General features: G+C 65.1%; 24 protein-coding genes. 12 read left to right on the forward strand and 12 right to left on the reverse strand.

Going from position 1 to position 24,202, the window contains the following annotated elements; all coding sequences use genetic code 11:
- Positions 1–12: 12 nt before the first annotated feature.
- Positions 13–1,389 (forward strand): alpha-glucosidase/alpha-galactosidase, encoded by a 1,377-nt coding sequence (locus EJ074_RS09075; protein ID WP_129553075.1) that lies wholly within the window; start codon positions 13–15, stop codon positions 1,387–1,389.
- A gap of 19 nt (positions 1,390–1,408) precedes the next feature.
- Here the strand turns inward: EJ074_RS09075 and purD are convergent, their stop codons facing one another.
- Positions 1,409–2,689, reverse strand: coding sequence for a phosphoribosylamine--glycine ligase (gene purD, locus EJ074_RS09080; RefSeq protein ID WP_129553076.1), 1,281 nt, complete (start codon positions 2,687–2,689; stop codon positions 1,409–1,411).
- A gap of 214 nt (positions 2,690–2,903) precedes the next feature.
- Between purD and ubiA the strand changes: the two genes are divergently transcribed.
- Positions 2,904–3,887, forward strand: coding sequence for a 4-hydroxybenzoate octaprenyltransferase (gene ubiA, locus EJ074_RS09085; protein WP_129553077.1), 984 nt, complete (start codon positions 2,904–2,906; stop codon positions 3,885–3,887).
- Positions 3,888–4,051: 164 nt separating this feature from the next.
- On the opposite strand, the gene EJ074_RS09090 is transcribed toward ubiA, so the two are convergent.
- The 3 genes from EJ074_RS09090 to EJ074_RS09100 all read right to left on the reverse strand — a co-directional run bounded on the left by EJ074_RS09090 (position 4,052) and on the right by EJ074_RS09100 (position 7,276).
- A complete protein-coding gene (locus EJ074_RS09090) occupies positions 4,052–4,618 on the reverse strand; it encodes a DUF6101 family protein (RefSeq protein ID WP_095805534.1) in 567 nt (188 codons plus the stop codon).
- 185 nt (positions 4,619–4,803) lie between these two features.
- Positions 4,804–6,234, reverse strand: coding sequence for an FAD-binding oxidoreductase (locus EJ074_RS09095; RefSeq protein ID WP_129553078.1), 1,431 nt, complete (start codon positions 6,232–6,234; stop codon positions 4,804–4,806).
- A gap of 79 nt (positions 6,235–6,313) precedes the next feature.
- Positions 6,314–7,276, reverse strand: coding sequence for an L-threonylcarbamoyladenylate synthase (locus tag EJ074_RS09100; protein ID WP_165349897.1), 963 nt, complete (start codon positions 7,274–7,276; stop codon positions 6,314–6,316).
- 185 nt (positions 7,277–7,461) lie between these two features.
- On the opposite strand from EJ074_RS09100, the gene EJ074_RS09105 reads away from it, so the two are divergent.
- Positions 7,462–7,980, forward strand: coding sequence for a hypothetical protein (locus tag EJ074_RS09105; RefSeq protein ID WP_129553080.1), 519 nt, complete (start codon positions 7,462–7,464; stop codon positions 7,978–7,980).
- 69 nt (positions 7,981–8,049) lie between these two features.
- Here EJ074_RS09105 and glyS read toward each other — a convergent pair whose 3' ends face one another.
- The 3 genes from glyS to EJ074_RS09120 all read right to left on the reverse strand — a co-directional run bounded on the left by glyS (position 8,050) and on the right by EJ074_RS09120 (position 11,942).
- Positions 8,050–10,407, reverse strand: coding sequence for a glycine--tRNA ligase subunit beta (glyS, locus tag EJ074_RS09110; RefSeq protein ID WP_129553081.1), 2,358 nt, complete (start codon positions 10,405–10,407; stop codon positions 8,050–8,052).
- A 129-nt stretch (positions 10,408–10,536) separates the two neighbouring features.
- Positions 10,537–10,809, reverse strand: a complete 273-nt coding sequence (locus tag EJ074_RS29655) for a hypothetical protein (protein WP_165349898.1) — start codon at positions 10,807–10,809, stop codon at positions 10,537–10,539.
- 59 nt (positions 10,810–10,868) lie between these two features.
- Entirely contained in the window at positions 10,869–11,942 is a 1,074-nt protein-coding gene (locus tag EJ074_RS09120) for a glycine--tRNA ligase subunit alpha (RefSeq protein ID WP_245454812.1), read from the reverse strand.
- Between the two features lie 169 nt (positions 11,943–12,111).
- Between EJ074_RS09120 and EJ074_RS09125 the strand changes: the two genes are divergently transcribed.
- Entirely contained in the window at positions 12,112–12,573 is a 462-nt protein-coding gene (locus tag EJ074_RS09125; RefSeq protein ID WP_129553084.1) for a GNAT family N-acetyltransferase, read from the forward strand.
- A gap of 63 nt (positions 12,574–12,636) precedes the next feature.
- Here EJ074_RS09125 and EJ074_RS09130 read toward each other — a convergent pair whose 3' ends face one another.
- The gene (locus tag EJ074_RS09130; RefSeq protein ID WP_129553085.1) at positions 12,637–14,412 is read right to left on the reverse strand and encodes a tetratricopeptide repeat protein; all 1,776 of its coding nucleotides are present in this window, start codon (positions 14,410–14,412) and stop codon (positions 12,637–12,639) included.
- 143 nt (positions 14,413–14,555) lie between these two features.
- Entirely contained in the window at positions 14,556–15,569 is a 1,014-nt protein-coding gene (locus tag EJ074_RS09135) for a polyprenyl synthetase family protein (RefSeq protein WP_095805793.1), read from the reverse strand.
- 259 nt (positions 15,570–15,828) lie between these two features.
- On the opposite strand from EJ074_RS09135, the gene EJ074_RS09140 reads away from it, so the two are divergent.
- The 6 genes from EJ074_RS09140 to moaB all read left to right on the forward strand — a co-directional run bounded on the left by EJ074_RS09140 (position 15,829) and on the right by moaB (position 19,544).
- Positions 15,829–16,053, forward strand: coding sequence for a DUF2007 domain-containing protein (locus EJ074_RS09140; protein WP_095805792.1), 225 nt, complete (start codon positions 15,829–15,831; stop codon positions 16,051–16,053).
- The gene (locus EJ074_RS09145) at positions 16,053–16,847 is read left to right on the forward strand and encodes a methyltransferase (protein ID WP_095805527.1); all 795 of its coding nucleotides are present in this window, start codon (positions 16,053–16,055) and stop codon (positions 16,845–16,847) included. The genes EJ074_RS09140 and EJ074_RS09145 overlap by 1 nt, the downstream gene beginning before the upstream one ends.
- 108 nt (positions 16,848–16,955) lie before the next feature.
- Entirely contained in the window at positions 16,956–17,813 is an 858-nt protein-coding gene (locus EJ074_RS09150; protein ID WP_129553086.1) for a S49 family peptidase, read from the forward strand.
- 83 nt (positions 17,814–17,896) lie between these two features.
- Positions 17,897–18,082 carry a hypothetical protein gene (locus tag EJ074_RS09155; protein ID WP_095805525.1) on the forward strand — a complete coding sequence of 62 codons (186 nt, stop codon included), beginning with the start codon at positions 17,897–17,899 and terminating at the stop codon, positions 18,080–18,082.
- A gap of 26 nt (positions 18,083–18,108) precedes the next feature.
- Positions 18,109–18,990 carry a 4-(cytidine 5'-diphospho)-2-C-methyl-D-erythritol kinase gene (locus EJ074_RS09160; protein ID WP_129553087.1) on the forward strand — a complete coding sequence of 294 codons (882 nt, stop codon included), beginning with the start codon at positions 18,109–18,111 and terminating at the stop codon, positions 18,988–18,990.
- Complete coding sequence (moaB, locus tag EJ074_RS09165; RefSeq protein ID WP_129553088.1) at positions 18,990–19,544, forward strand: molybdenum cofactor biosynthesis protein B; 555 nt, start codon at positions 18,990–18,992, stop codon at positions 19,542–19,544. Before EJ074_RS09160 ends, moaB begins: the two co-directional genes overlap by 1 nt.
- A gap of 13 nt (positions 19,545–19,557) precedes the next feature.
- Here moaB and EJ074_RS09170 read toward each other — a convergent pair whose 3' ends face one another.
- Together EJ074_RS09170 and EJ074_RS09175 are read right to left on the reverse strand one after the other, a co-directional pair.
- Positions 19,558–20,532, reverse strand: a complete 975-nt coding sequence (locus tag EJ074_RS09170; protein WP_129553089.1) for a hypothetical protein — start codon at positions 20,530–20,532, stop codon at positions 19,558–19,560.
- Positions 20,533–20,701: 169 nt separating this feature from the next.
- Positions 20,702–21,205, reverse strand: coding sequence for a glycosyltransferase (locus EJ074_RS09175; RefSeq protein ID WP_129553090.1), 504 nt, complete (start codon positions 21,203–21,205; stop codon positions 20,702–20,704).
- Positions 21,206–21,354: 149 nt separating this feature from the next.
- Between EJ074_RS09175 and EJ074_RS09180 the strand changes: the two genes are divergently transcribed.
- Entirely contained in the window at positions 21,355–22,509 is a 1,155-nt protein-coding gene (locus EJ074_RS09180; RefSeq protein ID WP_129553091.1) for a PA0069 family radical SAM protein, read from the forward strand.
- A 249-nt stretch (positions 22,510–22,758) separates the two neighbouring features.
- A complete protein-coding gene (locus EJ074_RS09185) occupies positions 22,759–23,457 on the forward strand; it encodes a ribonuclease HII (RefSeq protein WP_095805519.1) in 699 nt (232 codons plus the stop codon).
- Between the two features lie 245 nt (positions 23,458–23,702).
- Here EJ074_RS09185 and EJ074_RS09190 read toward each other — a convergent pair whose 3' ends face one another.
- Entirely contained in the window at positions 23,703–24,194 is a 492-nt protein-coding gene (locus EJ074_RS09190) for a F0F1 ATP synthase subunit B (protein ID WP_095805518.1), read from the reverse strand.
- Between the last annotated feature and the right edge of the window lie 8 nt (positions 24,195–24,202).

Here is a 24,202-nt window from a genome sequence, read left to right on the forward strand (position 1 = left end):
CCGGAGGCTAGCGTGGCAAGAAATCCCAGGATCACTTTCATCGGCGCCGGCTCGACGGTGTTCATGAAGAACATCGTCGGCGACGTGCTGCAGCGGCCAGCGCTGTCAGGCGCGACCATCGCTTTGATGGACATCAATCCGCAGCGGCTGGAAGAGAGCGCCACCGTCGTCAGCAAGCTGATCGCGACGCTCGGGGTGGAGGCGAAGGCCGAGACCTATTGCGATCAGCGCAAGGCGCTGGCCGGCGCCGACTTCGTCGTCGTCGCCTTCCAGATCGGCGGCTACGAGCCGTGCACCGTGACCGACTTCGAGGTGCCGAAGAAATACGGACTGCGGCAGACGATCGCCGACACGCTCGGCGTCGGCGGCATCATGCGCGGCTTAAGGACAGTGCCGCATCTGTGGAAGATCTGCGAGGACATGGCCGCCGTCTGCCCCGGCGCGATCATGCTGCAATATGTCAACCCGATGGCGATCAACACCTGGGCGATCGCCGAGAAATACCCGCAGATCAAGCAGGTCGGCCTCTGCCATTCCGTGCAGGGCACTGCAATGGAACTGGCGCACGACCTGGACCTGCCCTACGAGGAAATCCGCTATCGCTCGGCCGGCATCAACCACATGGCCTTCTATCTCGAGTTCGAGCATCGCCAGCCCGATGGCTCCTACCGCGACCTCTATCCCGATCTGGTCCGCGCCTATCGCGAAGGCCGCGCGCCGAAGCCCGGCTGGAACCCGCGCTGCCCGAACAAGGTGCGCTACGAGATGCTGACCCGGCTCGGCTATTTCGTCACCGAGAGTTCGGAGCATTTCGCCGAATATACGCCCTATTTCATCAAGGACGGGCGCCCCGACCTGATCGAGAAATATGGCATCCCGCTCGACGAATATCCGAAACGCTGCGTCGAGCAGATCGAGCGCTGGAAAGGCCAGGCGGAAGCCTATCGTTCGGCCGACCGGATCGCGGTGACGCAGTCGAAGGAATATGCCTCCTCGATCATGAACTCGGTGTGGACCGGCGAGCCGTCGGTGATCTACGGCAATGTCCGCAACAATGGCTGCATCACCTCGCTGCCCTTCGACTGCGCCGCGGAAGTCCCCTGCCTGGTCGATGCCTCGGGCATCCAGCCGACCCATATCGGCGACCTGCCGCCGCAGCTCACCGCGCTGATCCGCACCAACATCAACGTGCAGGAGCTTACGGTGCGGGCGCTGACGAGCGAGAACCGCGAACACATCTACCACGCGGCGATGATGGATCCGCACACGGCGGCCGAGCTCGACCTCGACCAGATCTGGTCACTGATCGACGACCTCATCGTCGCTCATGGCGACTGGCTGCCGGAGTGGGTGCGCAAAGGCGACAGTCGCAAGACCCGGGCCGCTTGACCGGAACGGGTTGGCAGGATCAGGCGCCAGCCTGTTCGCGCTCGACGGCGCGCCAGCCGATGTCGCGGCGGCAGAAGCCCTGCGGCCAGTCGATAAGATCAACCGCCGCGTACGCCTTGGCCTGCGCCTCGCCAACCGTCGCGCCGGTCGCGGTGACGTTGAGCACGCGGCCGCCATTGGCGACCAGCGCGCCGCCATTGATGGCGGTGCCGGCATGGAAGATCTCGGTGCCGTCGCTGGCGGCCTCGTCGAGACCGCGGATGACCGAGCCCTTTTCCGGCGTGCCGGGATAGCCCCTCGCCGCCATCACCACGGTCAGGGCCGCGTCGTCGCTCCAGCGGACCGACATATGCGAGAGCTGGCCGTCGACGGCGGCGTTGAGCAGCACCAGCAGGTCGTCCTTCAGCCGCATCATCAGCACCTGGCATTCGGGATCGCCGAAGCGCGTGTTGTATTCAATCAGCTTCGGCCCCCGGTCGGTGATCATCAGCCCGGCAAACAGGATGCCGGCGAAAGGCGAGCCGAGATTGGCCATGCCGCGCATGGTCGGCTCGATGATCTCGCGCATGGTGCGCTCGGTCATTTCGGGCGTCATCACCGGCGCCGGGGAATAGGCGCCCATGCCGCCGGTGTTCGGGCCGACATCGCCGTCGCCGACGCGCTTGTGATCCTGCGCGGTGCCGAAGGGCAGCGCGGTGGCGCCGTCACACAGGCAGAAGAAGCTCGCCTCCTCGCCGCGCAGATATTCCTCGACCACGACCTCGGCCCCGGCGGCGCCAAACGAGCCGTCGAAACAGGCCTCGAGCGCAGCAATCGCTTCGGGCAGCGTCATGGCCACCGTGACGCCCTTGCCGGCGGCGAGGCCGTCGGCCTTGATGACGATCGGTGCGCCCGTATTCTCCACATAGGCCTTGGCCGAGGTCAGGTCGCCGAAGCGACCATAGGCGGCGGTGGGAATGTTGAACTTCGCGCAAAGGTCCTTGGTGAAGCCCTTCGAGCCTTCGAGCCGCGCCGCGGCCTTGGACGGTCCGAAGACGCGGATGCCCCAGGCGCGCAGGTCATCGGCGATGCCGGCCACCAGCGGGCCTTCCGGACCGACCACGACGAGGTCGATCTGCTTCTCCCGGCAGAAGGCGGCGACAGCGGAATGGTCGGCGACGTCGAGCTTCACGAGTTCGGCAAGGCGGGCGATGCCGGGGTTGCCCGGCGAGGCATAGAGCCTAGTCAAGAGCGGCGAGGCGGCGATCTTCCAGGCAAGCGCGTGTTCGCGGCCGCCGGAGCCGAGAAGAAGAACGTTCATGGCCACCTCTTGCTGATCGTCTTGCTGAACCCGCTATTGGTCCAAGCGCGACGGGTCAAGGCGTGTTGGCAATTTGGCGGCGGTTGCACACGACAACAATAGCGCGCCGGCTGGCGTTCAGACAGCGCAGGCTTCGCCGCCTCACGATGTTTTCACCGCGCGAGCGACAACGCGCCTGCTTGACGGCGTTCGGCACTGCTGCCACTCCAGCACGATGGAAACCATCCAGTCCAAAGCATCCCAGGGCCGCGTTGCTGATGCTCCGAGCGGCCATTGGGTGTACCGGGCGCTGCCGCGCCGGCTCTGGCCCTATGCGCAGCTCGCGCGCTGGGACAGGCCGATCGGCTGGCAGCTGCTGTTGTGGCCCTGCTGGTGGTCGGCAGCGCTTGCGGCAAGCGCCTATCCGCGCCCGTCCGATCCGCTGCTGACGCTGCTGCCGGCGCCCTGGTACCTGCTGCTGTTCCTGGTCGGCGCGATCGCCATGCGCGGCGCCGGCTGCACCTATAACGACCTGGCCGACGAGGACATCGACAACCAGGTGGAGCGCACCCGCTCGCGGCCGCTGCCGGCCGGCAAGGTGACGCGCCGCCAGGCGTGGATCTTCCTGGTCGTCCAGGCGCTGGTCGGGCTCGTGGTGCTGCTGCAGTTCAACAGCTTCGCCATCCCGCTCGGCATCGCCTCGCTCGCCATCGTCGCCGTCTATCCATTCATGAAGCGCATCACCAACTGGCCGCAATTCGTGCTCGGGCTGGCCTTCTCGTGGGGCGCGCTGATGGGCTGGGCGGTCGAGTTCGGCGATCTCGATGGCCCCGCCATCATGCTCTATATCGGGTCGATCCTGTGGGTGATCGGCTACGACACGATCTACGCGCATCAGGACAAGGAGGACGACGCCATCGTCGGCGTGCGCTCGACGGCCCGCCTGTTCGGCGACAACACCAAGACCTGGCTGGTCGCGCTCTATGGCGGCGCGCTCGCCTGCTTCGCCATTGCCTTCGCTTCGGCGCAGGTGCCGATGCCGGCACTGGCCGGGCTGATCGCCGCCGGCGCGCATATGGCGCGCCAGATCATCCGGCTCGACATCAACAATCCGGATCAGTGCCTCAGGCTGTTCAAGTCGAACAACCAGGTCGGCTGGCTGATCTTTCTGGGCCTGATCGGCGGGGCGCTGTGGGTGGCGCTGAAGCCGCTGGTGTAGCGGGACTTTCCTTCTCCCTTTGTGGGAGAAGGTGGATCGGCGCGCAGCGCGGAGACGATTGAGAGGTGTTGGACGGATCGCCGTCCTTGCCAAGCTGATCACCTCTCATCCGTCGCTTTCGGCGACACCTTCTCCCACAAACAAGGGGAGAAAGAGGAATCGCACTACTGGCGCGCGATGATCTCCTGGCCATCGACGACAAGCCTCAGGCCGAGACTGCCGGCCTTGCGGCGGGCCAGGAAACGCGGGCGGCGCGTGGTGGAGATGCGGCCCTTGCGGCGTTCCTGCGGGGGCAGCGTCTTGATGGCGGCGCCAAGCGATTCTTCCAGTGTGCGGGCAATGCCGTCGGCCTCGATCAGGAGCATCGGCAGACGATAGGCCTCGGCCCAGGCGCGCCAGTCGGCGGCGACGTCATCGAGATCGTCGGCGACCAGCAGCGGCACCGACAGCATCGGATCGTTGTGTAGGAGTTCCAGCGTCACGGTGACGTTGCCGTCCGGATCTTCCATGGCGCGGGCGGCGACGCCGCGGAACGCCTTGGCGGGCAGCGCGATGATCGCCGGCACGCCGCTCATCTCCAGCGTACGGCGGATGATGGCGCCACGCTGGTCGATGGTGAAGGTAACATCGCCATAGTCGTCGCGCGTGGCATAGCTCACCATCTGCGGCAGGCGAAACGGGTCGAGACGCATGTTGCGCCCGGCCCAGACTGGCTTCAGCCCGGTGTTCATCGAATGCCTTCCTGTCTCTCCTGAGGGCCGTTTTCCGGTTCTCTCCGGGCCGGTTTTTCCGGCCTTCGTTCTGAGAAGAAACATTAGCGCTGGCTCCTTACCGGCGCGCTTAAGAAAGTCGGTTAAATTTTGCTGATCTAAGGGATGGTTATCGGAATGCGACCAACCACCAGCTGTTGGAAGGATCAGATAACCTTACCGGGATTCATGATGCCGGCCGGATCGAAGGCCGCCTTCACCCGGCGCATCAGGTCGATCGCCATCGCCGGGGCCGTGGCGATCAGTTCGTCACGCTTCAGCTGGCCGATGCCATGCTCGGCCGAGATCGAGCCGTGCAAGGAGCGCACCACGTCATGCACCGCCTGGTTCATGGTGTGGTAGAGGCCGAGGAAGGCTTCATCATCGCCGCCCTCGGGACGAGAGATGTTATAATGAAGATTGCCGTCCCCCATGTGACCGAAGCAGACGACGCGCGCATCGGGACTGACCGAGGCGACGGCGCCCGCCGCCTTTTCGATGAAGTCGGGAATCGAGGCGATCGGAACCGAAATATCATGCTTGATCGAGGCGCCTTCCGGCTTCTGGCACTCGGGCAGCACCTCGCGGAAATTCCACAAGGCATCGCCCTGGGCGAGGCTTGCCGCGATCACCGCGTCGCCGACGATACCCTGCTCCAGGCCAGCCGACAGCACCTCCTCGATCAGCGCCCTGCCATCCTCTTCCGAGCGGCCTGAAGAGACCTGCATCAGCACATACCATGGCCAGTCATCGGCCAGCAGACGGGTCACGCCCGGCGCGTGCCGCAGCGTGTAATCGTAGGGCCGCTTGCCGATCAGTTCGAAGGCGGTGAGCGAGGCGCCCGCACGATCCGACGCCAGGGTAAAGAGCGAGAGCGCCGCCCGGGCCGACGACAGACCGGCAAAGGCCACCTCCCTGCCCTTCGGCTTGGGGAAGAGTTTCAGCACCGCGGCGGTGATGACGCCGAGCGTGCCTTCAGCGCCCACGAACAGGTTCTTCAAATCATAGCCGGTGTTGTCCTTCTTCAGCTTGCGCAGATCGTCGAACACCTCGCCGGTCGGCAGCACCACCTCGACGCCGAGGCAGAGCTCGCGCGCATTGCCATAGGCAAGCACGCCGGTGCCGCCGGCATTGGAAGAAAGATTACCGCCGACCTGGCAGGAGCCCTGCGCGGCAAGCGAGAGCGGAAACAGCCGCCCGGCGGCGTCGGCCGCCTCCTGCAGCGTCTGCAGGATGACGCCGGCCTCGGCGGTGATGGTGTTCGACAGAACATCGATCTCGCGGATACGGTTCAGCCTCGACAGCGACAGGACGATCTCGCGGCCGGACTTGTCCGGCACCTGGGCGCCCACCAGCCCGGTGTTGCCGCTCTGCGGCACGACCGGCGTTCCGCTCTCGCTCGCCAGGCGCATGATGCGGCTCACTTCATCGACGCTGCCGGGCCTCAGCACCAGCGACGTCCTGCCATGCCAGAGACCGCGGCGTTCCGTGATGAAGGGCGCGATGTCGGCCTGGTCGCGCAACGCGTATTGGTCGCCGACAATGGCGGCGAAGCGAGCGACAAGGCTGGGGTCGAGATCGGAAGACTGATCGTTCATGAGGCATGAACCTAGAGCAATTCCAGGAAAAGTGTGAAGCAGTTTCCGTCCGGAATTGCGTCAAATCAATGAGATAGGCTCAGCCTGTCTTGTCACGCGGGGCGGCGGCGCGCGACAACCGGTCGTTGATCGCCTCACCGAGGCCGTCGAACGGGATCGGCTCGACGGCGATGGCCGCGGCGCCGCTGCGGTCGAGCGCCTGCATATGGGCGAACAGATTGGTGGCCGCCTCGCGCAGGTCGCCAGTCTCGGAAAGATTGCGCACCGCCACGGCGTGCTGCCAGCCTTCGGCGCGGGTGGCGCCGAAGGCGAGCAGCGCTTCGCCGCCGGCGATCTGCCGCACGTTGAGCCGCACCGATGCGCCCGGCGCGTAGTGCGAGGCGAGCATGCCCGGCGCCTCGATGCCGGCGGCGCCGCGTAGCAGTTTCGCGCCGGCAATGGCTTCGATCTCCTCGGCGGCAATGCCGCCGGGCCGCAACAGCCGCACCGTGCCGTCCTCCACTTTGACGATCGTCGATTCCAGCCCCACCGGCGTGGCGCCGCCATCGACCACCAGCTTGATCTTCTCGCCCAGATCGGCAGCGACGGCTTGCGCCGTGGTGGCGCTGATCCTGCCGGAGGAATTGGCGCTGGGGGCAGCGAGCGGCCGGCCGAGCCTCGCGATCAGCTCGCCGCCGAAGCCCCTCGGCATGCGCAGGGCAATCGTGTCCAGCCCAGCCGTGGCTAGCGGATGGATGCCGTTTTCCGAGCGTTGCGGCAGCACCAGCGTCAGCGGTCCGGGCCAGAATGCCTCAGCCAGCCTCGTCGACAGCGGGTCGAGGACCGCGATGCGGGTTGCCATGGCGAGATCGGCGACATGGGCGATCAGCGGATTGAAGCGCGGACGGCCCTTGGCTTCGAAAATGCGCGCCACGCCAACGCCACTGGTAGCGTCGCCCGCCAGCCCATAGACGGTCTCGGTCGGGATGGCGACGACGTCGCCGCCTTCCAGCAGCGCCAGCGCCTGCTCCATCGCCTGGCCAACGTCAACTATCTCAGCCAATTCGCCACCAATCGTGAACATGCCGGTCCCGTAATACGGCGAGGAATATGGGGCAAGGTCAGGCGTTGGCGAATTATCAATTCCTAAAATGCTATCTTTCCGTGCAAGCCGGCATCAACGCACCGGCGTTACAGTTGGTTTGCTGTTGTTGGATTGGGTTTCCGTCGTTGCGGGCTGGGTTGGTCATGGTGTCAGCGCGTATCCTGGGGGTGGTTGGTGCCGGCCTGGTGGCCATGATGGGCGGGGCGCAAGCCTCGTCCATCATCCGGCTCGAAGCCTCGACTTCGACGCCCTCCATCATTCGGCTGGAGGCGCTCGAGCCGGGCAAGCTATCGTCCGCGGTGACGCCGTCCGTCGTGGCGCTCGGCGATGCCGCGCCGGCGGTGAGCAACGAGAAGGTCGCGGCCATCCCCGCAAAGCCGAGGCACGGCACGCAGGCCCCGATGATCATTCGCGGCGGCGTCGTCGGCGGCGCCTTTGCCACGCCCGCGCCCGCCACGTCGGCAAAAACCGATGCGCCCGCAACCGAACCTGCCGACGGCAGCACGCCGGCAACGCCTTCCAACGGAACTGCGGCCGCGGCACCCAACAGCGACAGCAGGGCGACGGCGGCCGACAAGACCGCGAGCGACGGCGCGCAGCAGCAGCCGCAGGCGACACCGCAGAAAGCTCCGAAACTGCCGGCCAACGGCAAGGCGATGTAGGCTGTCCGGCGACGCCGGGCCAACGGCCAGACGTCGATCGAACCGGCGCTTGTTACTCTGCGAGCAGCGTCAGCCGACGATTTTCGAGAAGTCGGCGACCTGGTCGGTGGCGGCGCGGATGCGGGCGAGCAGCGCCAGGCGGTTGGCGCGCACGGCCTGATCCTCATCATTCACGAGAACGCGTTCAAAGAATGAATCAACGGGCTCACGCAGCGCGCTAAGCGCCAGCATGGCGGCGGAAAAATCTTCGTTTTGAATCGCTTGGCCGGCTTCCTTCTCGGCTTGATTCACCGCTGCAAACAGGGATTTTTCGGCGTCTTCCCGGAACAGAGCCGGCTCAACAGCCTCGGCGACCAGCGTTTTCTTCCTCTCCTCGGCGGCCAGGATGTTGGCCGCGCGCTTGGTGCCGGCGAGCAGGTTCCTGCCGTCCTCGGTGTCGAGAAAGGAGCCGAGCGCCTCGACGCGGCGCACGATCTGCAGGAGGTCGTCATTCGCCGATTGGCTAATCTCCCCTCCTACGGGGGAGATTGGGCGCGAGCCCGCCGACAACACCGCATCAATCAGATCATATCGTGCACCCTGGTCGCGGAGATAGACTTTCAGGCGGTCATGGAAGAAGGCGAGCAGGTCCGAAACTTGCCCGTCGCCGGCGGGGAAGTTTGCGAAAGCCCTCCCGAAGATGGAAGTCAGAGATACGCGAATGCGGTTCTCGATGAGAATCCTGACCACACCAAGCGCCGCTCTGCGCAAGGCGAACGGATCCTTGCTGCCGGTCGGCTTCTCGTCGATGGCCCAGAAGCCAGTCAACGTGTCGAGCTTGTCGGCCAGCGCGACGGCAACCGACACTGGATCGGTCGGCACGCGGTCGGACGGGCCTTGCGGCTTGTAGTGCTCCTCGGCGGCTGCGGCGACGGACGGATGCTCCCCCTGCAGCAGTGCATATTTGCGACCCATGGCGCCCTGCAGTTCCGGAAATTCGCCGACCACCTCGGTCTGCAGGTCGGCCTTGGCCAGCACCGCGGCGCGGGCTACGAGCGCCGTAATCTCTCCCCTTGAGGGGGAGATGTCGCCGAAGGCGACAGAGGGGGTCGCCTCGCGTGAAGCGCCAACGTCCTCGTCCTTCAAGGGGCCAGAATAGGTCGCGCCAGCCGAAGCGACCCCCTCTGGCCTGCCGGCCATCTCCCCCTCGAGGGGGGAGATCGACTTCGCCACGATCGGCGCCAGTTCTTCCGCCAACCGCTTGATCCGCTCAACGCGCTCCCCTTGCGTGCCAAGCTTGGCGTGGAAGGTCACGTTGAGATGATCGAGGCGCGCCATGCGCTGGTCGAGCGGCTTGTTCAAATCCAGACCGAACTTCTTCGCGGAAGGCTCGAGCCCAGCGAGATCCGGCAGGTCGCCCTGGTCGGTCTTCCAGAAATAAAGCGCGTCGGAGAGGCGCGCCCGCACCACCTTGCCGTTGCCATGCGCGATCTCCCTGCCGCCATCCGTCGCTTCGATGTTGGCGGTCAGGATGAAGCGGCTGGAAAGGTCTTCGGCCGCGCCTTGCGGTCGGGTGACGAAACATTTCTGGTTGGCGCGGATGGTGAGGCGGATGACCTCGGCCGGAATGGTGAGAAAATCCTGTTCGAACTCGCCCATCAGCACGACCGGCCATTCGACCAGGCCTGAGACTTCCTCCAGCAGGCCTTCGTCCTCGACGAGGTCGAGGCCATTGGCGAAGGCGATGTTGCGGGCGTCGGCCAGAATGATCTCCTTGCGGCGATCGGCATCGAGCACGACCTTGGCCGCCTCCAGCTTCATCACATAGTCGTCGAAACGGCGCACGGTGATGGCGCCGGGCGCATGGAAGCGGTGGCCGTAGGTGACGTTGCCGGCGCGAATGCCGTCGATCTCGAAATCGACCACCACCGGCTCCTCGGTCTCCGGGCCGAAGGTGCAGACGATCGACTGCAGCGGCCGCACCCAGCGCAGCGAGCCGGGCTTGGCCGAGGCCGGTCCCCAGCGCATCGATTTCGGCCAGGGAAAGCCACGGATGATGCCCGGCACCAGCTCGGCGATGATTTCATCGGCCGCCCTGCCCGGTTTCGAGATGTGGGCGACGTAGAAATCGCCCTTCTTGGGATCGGAGTGGACGTGCGCCTCGGCGAGCGAGGCAAGGCCGGCCTTGCGCAGGAAGCCTTGCACCGCCTGCTCCGGCGCCGTCGTCGAGGGGCCCTTGATCTCCTCGCGGATGTCTTTCGAGCGCGCGGTCAGTCCGCGGATGTCGAGCGCCAGGCGCCGTGGCGTCCAGTATTCGCGCGCCGCCTCATAGGTCAGACCGGCCTCGACCAGCCCGTCGGTCAGCAGCTTGCGAAGATCGCCAGCCGCCTTGCGCTGCATGCGGGCGGGTATTTCCTCGGAGCGAAGTTCGAGAAGCAAGTCGGGCATTGGTTGGCTCCCTACCCTCCCCTCGATGGGGAGGGTCGGCGCGCGGCGCCGGTGGATCGTGAATGCGCGGGAAATAGCAACTCGGCTGGCCGCTGTCACCCTGCCTGCCGATCGCAAGTCGGAGCTATTTCAGGAAATTATCAGGTCTTTGTCGGGACCGAGCCGACCCACCCGTCCTAAGAAGCAGAAATCCCATGAACCGAACGCGGCGCTGAAGCGACCAACGCTCAGGCGGAGACCTATTGGCTGAACGACGATGACGAAGGCATCGAGAACCCTGCAGATCCTGGCGCTCAGCGCCTGCTTTGCCGCGCAGATGCATGGCGCAATCACGATGCCGGGGATCAGGCAAGCCATGCGGACGATGGACGGCGCGGTCAGCCAAAGCGCAATCGCGACCACCGTTGAAATCGCAAGAGCGGTGTCGACACTTAGGTCGGATCAGCGATTCCGTTAGAAGCTCAACCGCTCCAAGCCGTCAAGCCGCCAGCCTGCGTCTTCAGGAACGCCTCACCGCAGGCCTTGGCCAGGTTGCGAACGCGCAGGATGTAGCTCTGGCGCTCGGTGACGGAGATCACGCCACGCGCGTCGAGCAGGTTGAAGACATGGCTTGCCTTGATGCACTGGTCGTAGGCGGGAAAGACCATCCGATGCCCTTCTCCCCTGAGGGGAGGATGGCCGGACGAAGTCTGGCCAGGAGGGGTCACCCGCGCCGTGCTCGACGCCCTGCCGGCAGTGGCTTCTGCGAGGCCCCCCTCTGTCGGCTTCGCCGACATCTCCCCCTCTGAGGGGGAGATTGGCGCGCCGGCGGCAAGCAGCGCCTTGCACTCGGCCTCGGCATCTTCGAAATGCCGAAGCAGCATCGCCGTGTTGGCGAATTCGAAATTGTGGCGCGAATATTCCTGTTCGGCCTGCAGGAAGACATCGCCATAGGTGACCTTCTCATCGCCCTCGCGGCCGTTGAAGTTCAAGTCGTAGACATTGTCTACGCCCTGCACATACATGGCGAGCCGCTCGAGCCCGTAGGTGAGTTCCCCCGCGACCGGCGCGCATTCGATGCCGCAGACCTGCTGGAAATAGGTGAACTGCGAGACTTCCATGCCGTCGCACCAGCACTCCCACCCAAGCCCCCAGGCACCCAGCGTGGGGCTCTCCCAGTCGTCCTCGACGAAGCGGATGTCGTGCAGCAGCGGATCGACGCCGATCGCCGCGAGCGAGCCGAGATAGAGTTCCTGCAGGTTGGGCGGATTCGGTTTCAGGATAACCTGATATTGATAATAGTGCTGGAGGCGGTTCGGGTTCTCGCCATAGCGGCCGTCCTTCGGCCGGCGCGAGGGCTGCACATAGGCCGCGTTCCAGCGTCGCGGACCGAGCGCGCGCAAGGTGGTAGCCGGGTGGAAGGTGCCGGCGCCGACTTCCATGTCGTAAGGCTGCAGGATGACGCAGCCATAGGCCGCCCAGTAATTGTGCAAGGTCAGGATCAGCCCCTGGAAGGAGCGGCTGGGATGCATGTGGGCTGGAATGTCGACGGTCACGGCGGCCTCGGAAAGCGCAGGATTGGGCCTTTCCCTAGTTGCCGGGCCGGCGAGCGTCAAGGCAGCGCCCTGCGTCGCATCGCGGAGAACGCTTTGCCGGCGGCTGGCCCATCGCCGGGCGCCCACGCTGGCCGTTTGCTCGCGCGAGCCGCACGATAGAGGTTTCGCCATGTCCAGCCAACTTACCGTCCGCCCCGTTGTCCGGCAGGACTATGAACAGTGGCTGCCGCCATGGAATGGCTACAACGCCTTCTACGGCCGCACGGGCGAGACGGCGCTTGCCGGCGAGATCACGCAAATGACCTGGTCACGCTTCTTCGATGCCTATGAGCCCGTCCACGCGCTGGTGACCGAGTGCGATGGCGTGCTTCTCGGCCTCGTCCACTATCTCTACCACCGCTCGACCACTGCGATCGCGCCGAGCTGCTACCTGCAGGATCTTTTCACATCGCAGACGGCGCGGGGCCAAGGCGTCGGCAGGGCACTGATCGAAAGCGTGTACCAGCGCGCCCGAGCCGCTGGCGCAAACCGCGTGTACTGGCAGACGCACGAAACCAACCAGACCGCGATGCAACTCTATGACAGGATCGGGGAACGCTCGGGCTTCATCGTCTACCGAAAGCTGTTCTGAAGGAGCCGCTGAAGAAATTACGGGGCCCGAAGGCCCCGCAAAAACTTGATGATTGAAAAGGCCTCAGCCTTTCGGCGCCGGAGGCGGCACCGGCTTGACCTTCGGGGTTTCCTGCGCGGTGTTGGACTCGATCGGCGGCAGGCCGTTGAGCAGCTTCTGCTGCAAAGTCGCGAGCACATCCGGATCGGGCTTGAGATCGCGCGCCTGGGCCCACTGATAGGTGGCCTCCAGCTTGCGGCCGACACGCCAGTAGGCATCGCCGAGATGGTCGTTGAGGACGGGATCTTCCGGCTTCAGCGACACGGCCCGTTCCATCTCGCGCACGGCATCGTCGAAGCGGCCGAGGCGGAAATAAGCCCAACCCAGCGAATCGACGATGTAGCCGTCACTCGGCCGCAGATCCGCGGCCTTCTGGATCATCGCCAGCCCTTCCTTGAGGTTCATGTTCATGTCGACCCAGGAATAGCCGAGATAGTTCAGCACCTGGGGCTGGTCGGGCTGCAGTTCCAGCGCTTTGCGGAAATTCGGCTCCGCCTTCGGCCATTCCTTCAGCCGCTCATAGGCGATGCCGCGCTGGTAGAAGATGTTCCAATTGGCGGCGGTCGGCGTCTTCAGTGCCTCGGCGGCCTTGTCATAGAGATTGGCGGCCGAGCGGTAATCCTCCTTCGAGGCATAGACGCCGCCGAGCGCCAGATAGGCGCGCATGTCCTGCGGATGCTTGTCGAGGAACGCCTTGAGATGGGCGATCGCCTCTTCATGCCGGTCGAGATCGGCGAGGTTGAGGCCGAGTTGCAGGTCCGACACTTCCTTAAGCGGAGAGGACGCGGGAATGCGGCTGTAGAGCGCGATTGCACTCTCGCCGTCCTTCAGCTGCTCGGCGACGGCGGCGAGCTGCACCAGGGCGGCATCACTGTCGGGCTTGAGCGCCAGCGCGAATTGCAGGTAGAGCCGCACGAAAGGCTCGCCGCCGCCCCGGTTCAGCGCGGTTGCGAGGTCAAGCAGGATCTCCGATGCGCCATCCGACGGACCGGCGACCAGCGGCTCGATCTTGTCGCCCTTCTTGATCCGGTCGCGCAGCACCGTGATCTCAAGCTTGCCGGGTGCAAAGGCTTCGGCCTGGTCGAGCACCGAAAGCGCCTTTGCCTTGTCGCCCTTGCGGGCGAGGAAGGAGGCATAGGCCTGGGCATTGCGCATCCAGGTTTCGGGCGCGGAACCGCCGGCGGCGGTGTCGGCCAGGGTCGCGGCATAGATCTCGTCGGCCTTCGCGGATTGGCCCGAAATGTCGGCGATCAGGGCGCGATGGAAGGACTTGAACAGGCCGAACCAGTCCGGCCCCTTGAGCTTGTCGATGGATGCCATCGCCTCCGAGGCGTCGCCCGCACCTTGCTTGGCCCAGCCGTCCATGACGCCGGAGAGCAGCCGGTCGAGGTCGGATTCGACCGCCAGCTTCAGCCAGTATTGGGCCTTGGCAAAATCCTTCTTGTGAAAGGAATCGACCGCGAGTGCCATGCGCGAGAAGCGCTCGACATCGGGCACCTCCTTGAGCTTGTCGGCATAGACCAGGGATTCCTCGAAGCGGCCTTGCGCGATCAGCGCCAGCATCAGGCTCTGCTGCAGTTCCGTGTCACTGGGAGCAAAAGCCAGCGCCTGCTTGTAATAGGCGATGGCATTGTCGAGATCGTTGTCGCTTTCGGCGATGTGGGCGGCGAGATACGCGCCTGAGAAAGACGTGATCTGGACCGGCTGGGCGGTCTGCTTGGCCTGGGCCGGCACCACCGAAAGCGCCACACCCGTCAAAAATGCCAGCCTCGTCAGCCAGCCCGCACGTCCTTGCCGCATCGTATCCCTTTCAGCCACACGCAGTCCTGCCCCTTGGCGGACCGCCGACAGACTCGAGTTTTTCCGGACAAAGCATGGCCTTTTTGCGGTCGGGCTTCAATGCCGGCGCAATTTCACAGTCGGTTCAGCGCTTTAATGGAGGCTCAATTGACCCGGCTGATGCAGAAATCGATAACGTCGATGAGTGCCGCCTTCTGCGGCGTTGCCTCCAGCGGCGCCAGCGCGTCGCGGGCGATCTCGCCGAAGTGGCGGGCGCGGCCGATCGTGTCGGCGATGGCGCCGTGTCGGGTCATCAGGCCGATCGCCTTTTCGAGCCCGGCATCGTCGGTGACATTGTCCTCGATGGCGCGCTTCCAGAAGGTGCGCTCGGCCTTGGTGCCGCGCCGATAGGCAAGGATCACCGGCAGCGTCACCTTGCCCTCGCGGAAGTCGTCGCCGACATTCTTGCCGAGCTCCTTGCTGGAGCCGCCATAGTCCAGCGCATCGTCGATGAGCTGGAAGGCGAGGCCGAGATTCATCCCGTAGGAGCGCAGCGCTGCGCGGTCGTTGCGGGAGGCCAGCGCGATCACCGGGCCCACCTCGGCAGCCGCCGAGAACAGGGCGGCGGTCTTGGCCTTGATGACGGCGAAGTGCTCGTCCTCGGTGGTTTCCAGGTTCTTGGCGGCGGCCAGCTGCATCACCTCGCCTTCGGCGATGATGGAGGCCGCGCTCGACAAAATGTCGAGGGCTTCGAGCGAGCCGACCTCGACCATCATGCGGAAGGCCTGGCCGAGCAGGAAATCGCCGACCAGCACGCTCGCCTGGTTGCCCCAGATCATGCGCGCCGTCTTCTTGCCGCGACGCAGCGCGCTCTCGTCGACGACGTCGTCGTGGAGCAGCGTCGCGGTGTGCATGAACTCGACCGAGGTGGCGAGCTTGACGTGGCCCTCGCCGGAATAACCGAACATCTGGGCAGCCGCGAGCGTCAGCATCGGCCGCAGCCGCTTGCCTCCGGAAGAAATCAGGTGGTTGGCGACTTCCGGGATCATCTCGACGTCGGAGCCGGCCTTCGACAGGATCAGCTCGTTGACGCGCCCCATGTCGGCTGCCGTGAGATCGATGAGATCCTTGATGGAAGCGGGTTCCCGCTTGCCTTCGATGTTGAGAACGACACCCACCACGATCACTCCCGGCAATTCACGCGCACGTCGCCACTTGTCCCATTGTGACTCTAGGGCGGCAGCCACGGATACGGCAAGAGGCGAATTGGCGCGGCTGGCCGGAGCAGTGCAGCGGTTGATAGACAGGCGAACTGCTCCAACTGTTTGATTTCGCACAATTGCCGACGGAGAATCGTTGCCCGCTTTTCCTCGAATTGCTGTGGCACTGGTCTGCCCGCACGTTTACATGGACGCCGCAACCTGCGATTTTCATTCGATGATTGAACTTGTCCGCACCAACGATGCCGTCCTCATCTCCTTCATCGAATCGCTGATGCGGGACGCCGGCATCGCCTGCTTCGTCGCCGACCAGAACATGAGCGTGCTCGACGGCTCGATCGGAATCCTGCCGCGGCGCATCATGGTCGACGCCGAGAGGGCCGACGCAGCGCGGCGCATCCTGAAGGATGCCGGCATCGAGAACGAAATCCGCCAGAAGTAATGGCAGCATCGAGCGCCCTTTCCCCGGACACGCCGGCCCATACCGTCGACGCCTTCCATCGCGGGCGCTTCTGGCTGGTGCAGCCGAGGCAGGGCCATCGCGCCGGCATGGACGCCATGATGCTGGCGGCGGCGGTGCCTTCCGGCTTTTCCGGACGGCTCGCCGATTTCGGCGCCGGCGCCGGTGCTGCCGCGCTGGCCGTCCTGTCGCGCTGCCCGCAAGCGCGTGCGGTGCTGGTCGAGCGCTCGGCCAAGATGGCTTCGTTTGCCGCCGCCACGCTTGCGCATCCCGGCAATGCGCATCTCGGCGACCGCGCCTCGGTGCTCACAGCCGACGTCACGCTCGCCGGCCGGGCGCGGGCGCAAGCCGGGCTTGCCGACAACAGCTTCGACTTCGCCATCATGAACCCGCCCTTCAACGGCGCGGAGGATCGCGCCACGCCCGATACGATGCGCAAAGAGGCGCATGTCATGGAGGACGGGCTGTTCGAGCGCTGGATCAGGAGCGCTGCAGCCGTCGTCAAGCCGCGCGGCGGACTGGCCGTGATCGCCCGGCCCGAGCAACTCGTCGCCATCCTCGATGCCATGGAAGGCCGCTTCGGCGACGCCGAAATGCTTTGCGTTCATCCGCGACCCGAGGGGGCGGCGATCCGCATCGTCATCAGAGCGGTGCTCGGCGCGCGCGGCAAGCTCTCGATCCAACCGCCGTTGATCCTGCACGGCATGTCGGGCAACGAGCCGACCGAGCGGACCGAGATGATCAACAATGGACTGGCATCGCTGTTTGGCGATTGATCAGAGGCCGGCGTTGCGGCATTGCCGTTCAGCCGCGAATTCCTACATGCCGGGAGCAAGGATGAGGTCTCACCTTGCTCTTTGCACCTCTTCCGGAGACAAGCTTTCGTGAAACGCCTCTTCAACCGCCTGCTGCCGAAATCCTGGCGCTCGACAGTCGTCACCATTCCCGTCATCCGGCTGCACGGCACCATCATGCCCGGCGGCAGCCAATTGCGGCCGAGCCTGTCGCTCGCCTCGACGGCCGGCCTCATCGAGAAGGCCTTCGCCTTCGACGCCCCGGCGGTCGCCATTTCGATCAACTCACCCGGCGGCTCGCCGGTGCAGTCGCGGCTGATCTTCAAGCGCATTCGTGACTTGGCAGCCGAGAAGAACAAGAAGGTGCTGGTCTTCGTCGAGGACGTGGCGGCCTCCGGCGGTTACATGATCGCGATCGCCGGCGACGAGATCTTCGCCGACCCGTCCTCGATCGTCGGCTCGATCGGCGTCGTTTCGGCATCCTTCGGTTTCCCAGAACTGATGAAAAAGATCGGCGTCGAGCGGCGCGTGCACACTGCCGGCCAGAACAAGGCCGTGCTCGATCCGTTCAAGCCGGAGAAGAAGGAAGACGTCGAGCGGCTGAAGGCACTGCAGCTCGAAGTGCACGAGACCTTCATCGACCTCGTTAAAGAGCGGCGCGGTATCAAACTCAAGGACGACCCCGAGCTGTTCACCGGCCTGTTCTGGACCGCCAAGCGGGGCCTGGAGCTCGGCCTCGTCGATGCGCTTGGCGATATGCGTGGCGTGCTGAAGACCCGCTTCGGCGACAAGACCCAGCTCAAGCTGATCACCGCGCCGCGCGGGCTTTTCGGCCGTTTCGGCCTGTTCGGCTCGCGTTTTTCAGCGCCCGACATCGCCGCGGCCGCGGCCACCGGCATCATCGATGCGGCGGAAGAGCGCGCGCTGTGGGCGCGCTTCGGGCTTTGAAAAGGCGGTGAAACCGTCTAGCATGGCCGCTTGACCGACCCGTCCGGCCGGCCTTGCCGCGCAATCGCGGGAGGAGTTTCGAGATGCCGCAGATCATCTTCTTTGCCGTTGTCGGCGCCGCCGCCTATTTCGGCTACCGCGCCTTCATCCGCGAGGCCGAGCGCGTGACGGCGAAGATCCGGCGCACCGAGAAACAGGCGGCGAACGGCACGATGGGGACGCTGGTCAAGGATCCGAAGACCGGCGAATACCGCCTGGCCAAGGACTGAACACCATCTCGCCAGCAGCCGACATTCTGGAGCCGGGGACACAGGCCAGGACATGGCTTGCGCCCGCCAAGGTCAATCTTGCGCTGCATGTGACCGGACGGCGCGCCGACGGCTACCATCTGCTCGACAGCCTGGTCGTCTTCACCCGCTTCGGCGACCGGCTGGAGATCGAGCCGGCGGAGCGCGATGAATTCTCGGTATCCGGACGCTACGCCTCCGGCGTGCCGCTCGACGGCGACAATCTGGTGCTGAAGGCGCGCGAGGCGTTGCGGCGGGAAGCCGGTCCGCGGCGGACGCCGTCCGTCGCCATCCGGCTGGAGAAGAACCTGCCGATCGCTTCCGGCGTCGGCGGCGGCTCCAGTGACGCGGCAGCCGTTCTCAACGGACTTGCACGGCTATGGAACCTTGATATCGACGATACCGGGCTGGCGCGGACCGGCCTGACGCTCGGCGCCGACCTGCCGATGTGCCTGGCTGCCAGGCCCCTGATCGCGCGCGGGATTGGCGATGAGCTGTCGCCGGTCGCGACGTTTCCTGCGTTGGCGCTGGTGCTGGTCAATCCTGGCGCCGCGGTCTCTACGCCCGACATATTCAAAGCGCTCGCCAAGCGCGACAATGAGGCGCTGCCGCCGCTGCCACATCGTCTTGATTTCCACTCCATCCGCAATTGGCTGGAAGTCACCCGCAACGATCTCGACCCGGCCGCCCGCTCGATCCAACCCGCCGTCGGCGAGACCCTCAAGGCGCTGGACAAAGCCGGAGCGGCCTTCACCCGCATGTCCGGATCGGGCGCCACTTGCTTCGGTCTTTTCGAGACCGGCAACATGGCCAAACGGGCGGCGATCGAGATCCGCGGCCGCCACCCCGACTGGTTCGTCGCCGCGACACGCAGCATGGAGGCTGACTGATGGCCAGCACCGACGAAAGCCGGCCGTTCATCCCGGTGCGCATCGCGGTGCTGACGGTGTCCGACACGCGCAGCCTTGCCGACGACAAATCCGGCCAGACGCTGGCCGACCGCATCGCGGAGGCAGGCCACATATTGGCGGCCCGTGACATCGTCACCGACGAGCGCGAAAAAATCCGCGAAAAGGTGCTCGCCTGGTCGAAAGACGAGGCGGTGGATGTCGTCATCACCACCGGTGGCACAGGCTTCACCGGCCGTGACGTCACGCCGGAAGCGCTGGAGCCGATCTTCGAAAAACGCATGGATGGTTTTTCGGAAGTCTTCCATCGCATTTCCTACGACAAGATCGGCACCTCGACGATCCAGAGCCGGGCGACAGGCGGCGTCGTCAACGCCACCTTCGTGTTCGTGCTGCCGGGCTCTCCCGGCGCCTGCAAGGACGCCTGGGACGGCATCCTGAAGCCGCAGTTCGACTACCGGCACATGCCCTGCAACTTCGTCGAGATCATGCCGCGGCTGGACGAGCATCTGCGGCGGGGCGGCAAGGCCGGATAGGCGGCTGCCGCCGTCAGCGGATCACAGGCTCGCCATGAAAGCGGCGGCGCGACGGCCTCGACACGCCGAAGCCGATCTCCATCATCAGCCGAGGCGTATGCGCCGGCACCGTGCCCATGTGGAAGCCGAACGGATCCTCGACAAACCCAAGCCCTGCCCCGCCGGTCAGCGTGACCGGACTGTCCGTCCCGTAGACGTCCAGCACCTCCTCCGCCGGATGGCCGACCAGAAGCGTCAGCTGATGCTTGATCGCCCGGCGCTTATGGCTGCCTCGGACATAGACATGTGGCCCGGTGCCGTCATCGACAGGCTTAAGATAAAAGAAGAATTTCAGCATCCGCCAGTCGTCGAGATCGAAATGGTATTTGCCCAGCGAGGCGAGGTTCTTGTCGGCGTCTGAAGCCTTGCCGGTCGGGAAGCTCCACCAGACGCGCGTGGTGATCAATTTCGCCTGAGCGCCGAGGTAATGCTGGGCGACGTCGAGAAGCAGCGCGTCCTTCTGGATCGCCAAAGCCGCCGGACAATCCAGAATGCGCTCGAAATAATGGCCGCTGAGCAGCGAGCGGCCAAACCGCCTTTCCGCCTCGGCATGCTCGCCCGGCATGAATTCGAGACGACGGTCAAAATTCCCGAAGCAAGGCGTGCGCTGCGCGAAAGCGGCGATCTCCTGATGAATCGCCTGCGGCAGCATGAGACCCGAAAACAGGCCATCGGACCGCAACGCCTCGACGACGGCCTCGCGCTCGGTGCCGGTGAACATCGTCTCGCCTGCGGTTTGCAGGGGACGAGCCCGCTTGGCGCCCAGCCAGTGCATGCGGCGTCCCGGCATGGTGCGGGCCAGCACGAACATCGGCAGCCAGGCCGGGTTCTCGCGAAGATCAGTCAGATAGGTCGGGATGCGCACAGCGATGCGCCTGAACAAGCTGCCGTTGCGGGCAATGGCCTCCAGGCTGTCCGCGCCGGAATCGTCTGGGGTAGCAAGTGTCATCGGGTCCTCTTATGGATGGCGTCCGACGGAGGCGTCAGCCGCCTGCCTTTTCGGCATTTGCCCAAACCCGATTGTCCCGCATGAAGGAGATGCTAGCCTCACCTTCTAATTTGTGCAACGCACAATAAAGCGATGGCTGAAATTACCGCCCTGCTTTCTTTTCTGGGCTTCATTTCGGCGGCGCCACCCAGATCTCCGCGTCCAGCCTCCTTGTGGCGAGGCCGCGTGCCAGCGCCTCGGCGCTGCGCGCGGTCTTTGCGAGGGCTGCGGCCTGGCGCCTGCTGATGACGAGGCCTTCGGCCAGCGCCCGCCTTGTAGAAAAGACGCGCGCCAGGAACGGCGCCCGATTGCCGCGTGCGCGCGAAAAACGCGCCGGCATCGTCTGCTTTGCCGTGTGGCGGGCGACCTCCTCGATCCAGCCTTCGGCCAGCCGCGCACCAGGCTCCAGGATCAGCAGCCAGTCACCCTTGGCATGGCCGATGCCGGCGGCAATGCCACCGGCAACATAGTGACAGCCGGCATGTTCGGCGACGCGATGGGTCTGGTCGGTCGAACCGGCATCGCAGACGATGACATCACGCACCATGCCTTCGACCGCGCCGCCGACCAGCGAGGCCAGCGTGCGGGCCAGTCCCTCTTCGTCGTTCCTGGTTTCGATGAGAACGCTGAGCATTCCTAGCCGAATAGCGGAAAGCCGCAGGCCGCGCCAGATCGGCCTTACACGGCAGAAAGTTCTTGCTTTGTTCTCGTTGGCGAAATAGGAATAGTTTCATGAACAGAGCGATTCGACAGCCTGCCGACAGTCCTTGGGAGAGGGCGAAAATGGAACAGATCGTGCGTGCCGACATTGCTGCCTTCGGAGCAGGCAGGGCCGAAATGGCGAATGCGATGATCGAACAGAGCGGCATGCGCGTGCGCCCCGAGCGCAATCGCGGGCGTTCAGCCGGCATCAACCCGTCCGGCCGTTTCGAGCCGGTCAGCCGGCATGTATTCGACGACGGCTGGAACTCGCTGGAGGAACTGCCGCCGTTCAAGACCGAGGTTCAGGTCGAGAAGCCGCGCACCATCATCACGCGCAACGAATCGCCGGACATTTCCTTCGATCGCTCGATAAATCCCTATCGCGGCTGCGAACATGGCTGCGTCTATTGCTTCGCCCGGCCGACCCATGCCTTCATGGGCCTGTCGCCTGGGCTGGATTTCGAATCCAAGCTCTTCGCCAAACCGGACGCGGCGCGCATGCTGGACAAGGAATTGTCGAAGCCGGGCTACCAGCCACGCACCATCGCCATCGGCACCAACACCGATCCCTACCAGCCGATCGAGAAGAATTACCGGATCATGCGCGAGATCCTGGAGGTGCTGGAGGCACGCGGCCATCCGGTCGGCATCGTCACTAAGTCGGCTCTGGTGACGCGCGACACCGACATCCTGTCGCGGATGGCCGAACGCGGGCTGGCCAAGGTGGCGCTGTCGGTAACGACGCTCGACCGCATGCTGGCGCGCACGATGGAACCGCGCGCCTCGACGCCGACCAAGCGGCTGGAGGCGATAAGGCAGCTGTCCGACGCCGGCATCCCGGCCTCGGTCATGGTCGCACCGATCATCCCTGGCCTGACCGATCCGGAACTGGAGCGCATCCTCGATTCGGCCCGCGCTGCAGGCGCCCGTGAGGCGGGTTATGTCGTGCTGCGGCTGCCGCTTGAAGTGGCGCCGATCTTCAAGGACTGGCTGCTGCGCCATTATCCCGACCGCTACCGGCATGTGATGTCGCTGATCCGCTCGATGCGCGACGGCAAGGACTACGATTCGGAATGGGGCAAGCGCATGAAAGGCGCGGGTCCTTACGCCTGGCAGATCGGCCGGCGCTTCGAGATCGCCGCCAAGCGGCTCGGGCTGAATGTCGAACGGCGGTCGCTCAGGACGGACCATTTCGTCGCAGGTTCCAGTGCCGGCGAGCAGCTGATGCTGCTTTGAAGAAGGCGCCGGCCACACAAGGCCGGCGTTAAGCAATTCGGAAGGCCCGGTTTTGCTGGATTGCAACCTGCTAAGTATTTGTTTTCCCGCAATTCCGGACGGAGAACCGCCGCGCAGTTTTCCTGGAATTGCTCAAGTATCCCGTCCGGCCCCTGTCCCCGGCCGTGAGACGGTGCCCTCCGGGTCCGACGCCCCATCGACCCGGAGGGACTTGCGGAGGATCGGAGCCGATGCGAACCTCGCCGCACCATGGCTCGCGCGCGTTCCGATTCTCCGCCTCTCTTCGAAATGGTCGAGAAGCCCGACTTCTCTGTCGAGACCAAAGCTATGGCCCAGGGCCTCTGGCCTGTGGCGGGCATGGATGAGGCCGGCCGCGGCCCGCTCGCCGGTCCGGTAGTCGCGGCAGCCGTCGTGCTCGACCCCGCCAACATCCCTGAAGGCCTCGATGATTCCAAGCGTCTCACCCACCTGCAACGCGAGGCGTTATTCCTGAGAATCCTGGGCTCGGCGCTCAGCGTCTCGATGGCGTCGATCAGCGCGGAAGGCATCGACAACAGCAACATCCTGAAGGCCAGCCTGGAGGCGATGCGACGTGCCGCGGCGGGCCTGTCGCTGCAGCCGAAGCTGGCTTTGGCCGACGGCCGCGACGTGCCTCCCGGGCTGCCCTGCGAAGGCCGCGCGCTGATCAAAGGCGACCAGCGCTCCCAGTCCATCGCCGCTGCCTCGATCGTCGCCAAGGTGATGCGCGACCGCATGATGTGCGGCTGCGGCGGTCATCACGAACGCTACGGCTTCGAAGTCCATATGGGCTATGCGACGGTCCGCCACCGCACCGCCATCGAGGCGCATGGCCCGGTGGCAAGACTGCACCGGGCATCCTTTGCGCCGTTCCGGTTGGGCGGTGTCGAGGTGGCGGAGGAAGAAGAGAGCTTCGCAGGGTTGGAATAATCCCCTCGATAGGCCATCGAGAGGAAGATGGCCGGCAGGCAGGAGGGGTCGTCGCGCGTGAAGCGCCGACGTCCTTTTTTCCTTTCAGCACGGCATTTGCATCAGTAGAGCGTCGCGCCCGGTCGAACCGACCCCCTCTGTCGCCCTTGGCGACATGTCCCCGTCGAGGGGGGAGACTGTCCACGCCCCAGTAAAAAAGCCGCCGGGTTGCCCAGGCGGCTTTCGATTCCGAAACTGCCGACAGCTCAGTTCAGCTTGGCCTTCACGTCCTGCAATGCGGACTTGAAGAGGTCGGCTCCAGCCTTGGCATCGACCTTGGCGGCAAGCAGCACGCGGGCCGCTTCGACGGCGATGTCGACAGCGCTGGCGCGGACCTCGCCGATCGCCTCCCGCTCGGCCTGGCTGATCTTCTGCTCGGCGAGTGCGGTGCGCCGGGCGACGTAGTCCTCGGTCTTCTTGTGCGCCTCGGAGGCAAGCAGATCGGCCTCGCGCTTGGCGGCGGCGACGATGTCGGCGGCCTCCTGCTCGGCTTCCTTGCGCTTCTTCTGGTACTGGCCAAGAAGCTGCTGAGCCTCCTCGCGGAGCCGGCGCGCTTCTTCGAGCTCGCTGCTGATCTTGGCCGCACGGGCATCGAGCGACTTGGCCAGCATGCCCGGCACCTTCAAATAGATGACGGCTCCGAGAAAGATGACCAGGGCGATCGTTGCCCAGAGCGTGGCGAGTGATGTGGCGTCCATGATGCGCT

It is taken from the genome of Mesorhizobium sp. M3A.F.Ca.ET.080.04.2.1, assembly GCF_003952525.1.
Lineage (GTDB): Bacteria > Pseudomonadota > Alphaproteobacteria > Rhizobiales > Rhizobiaceae > Mesorhizobium.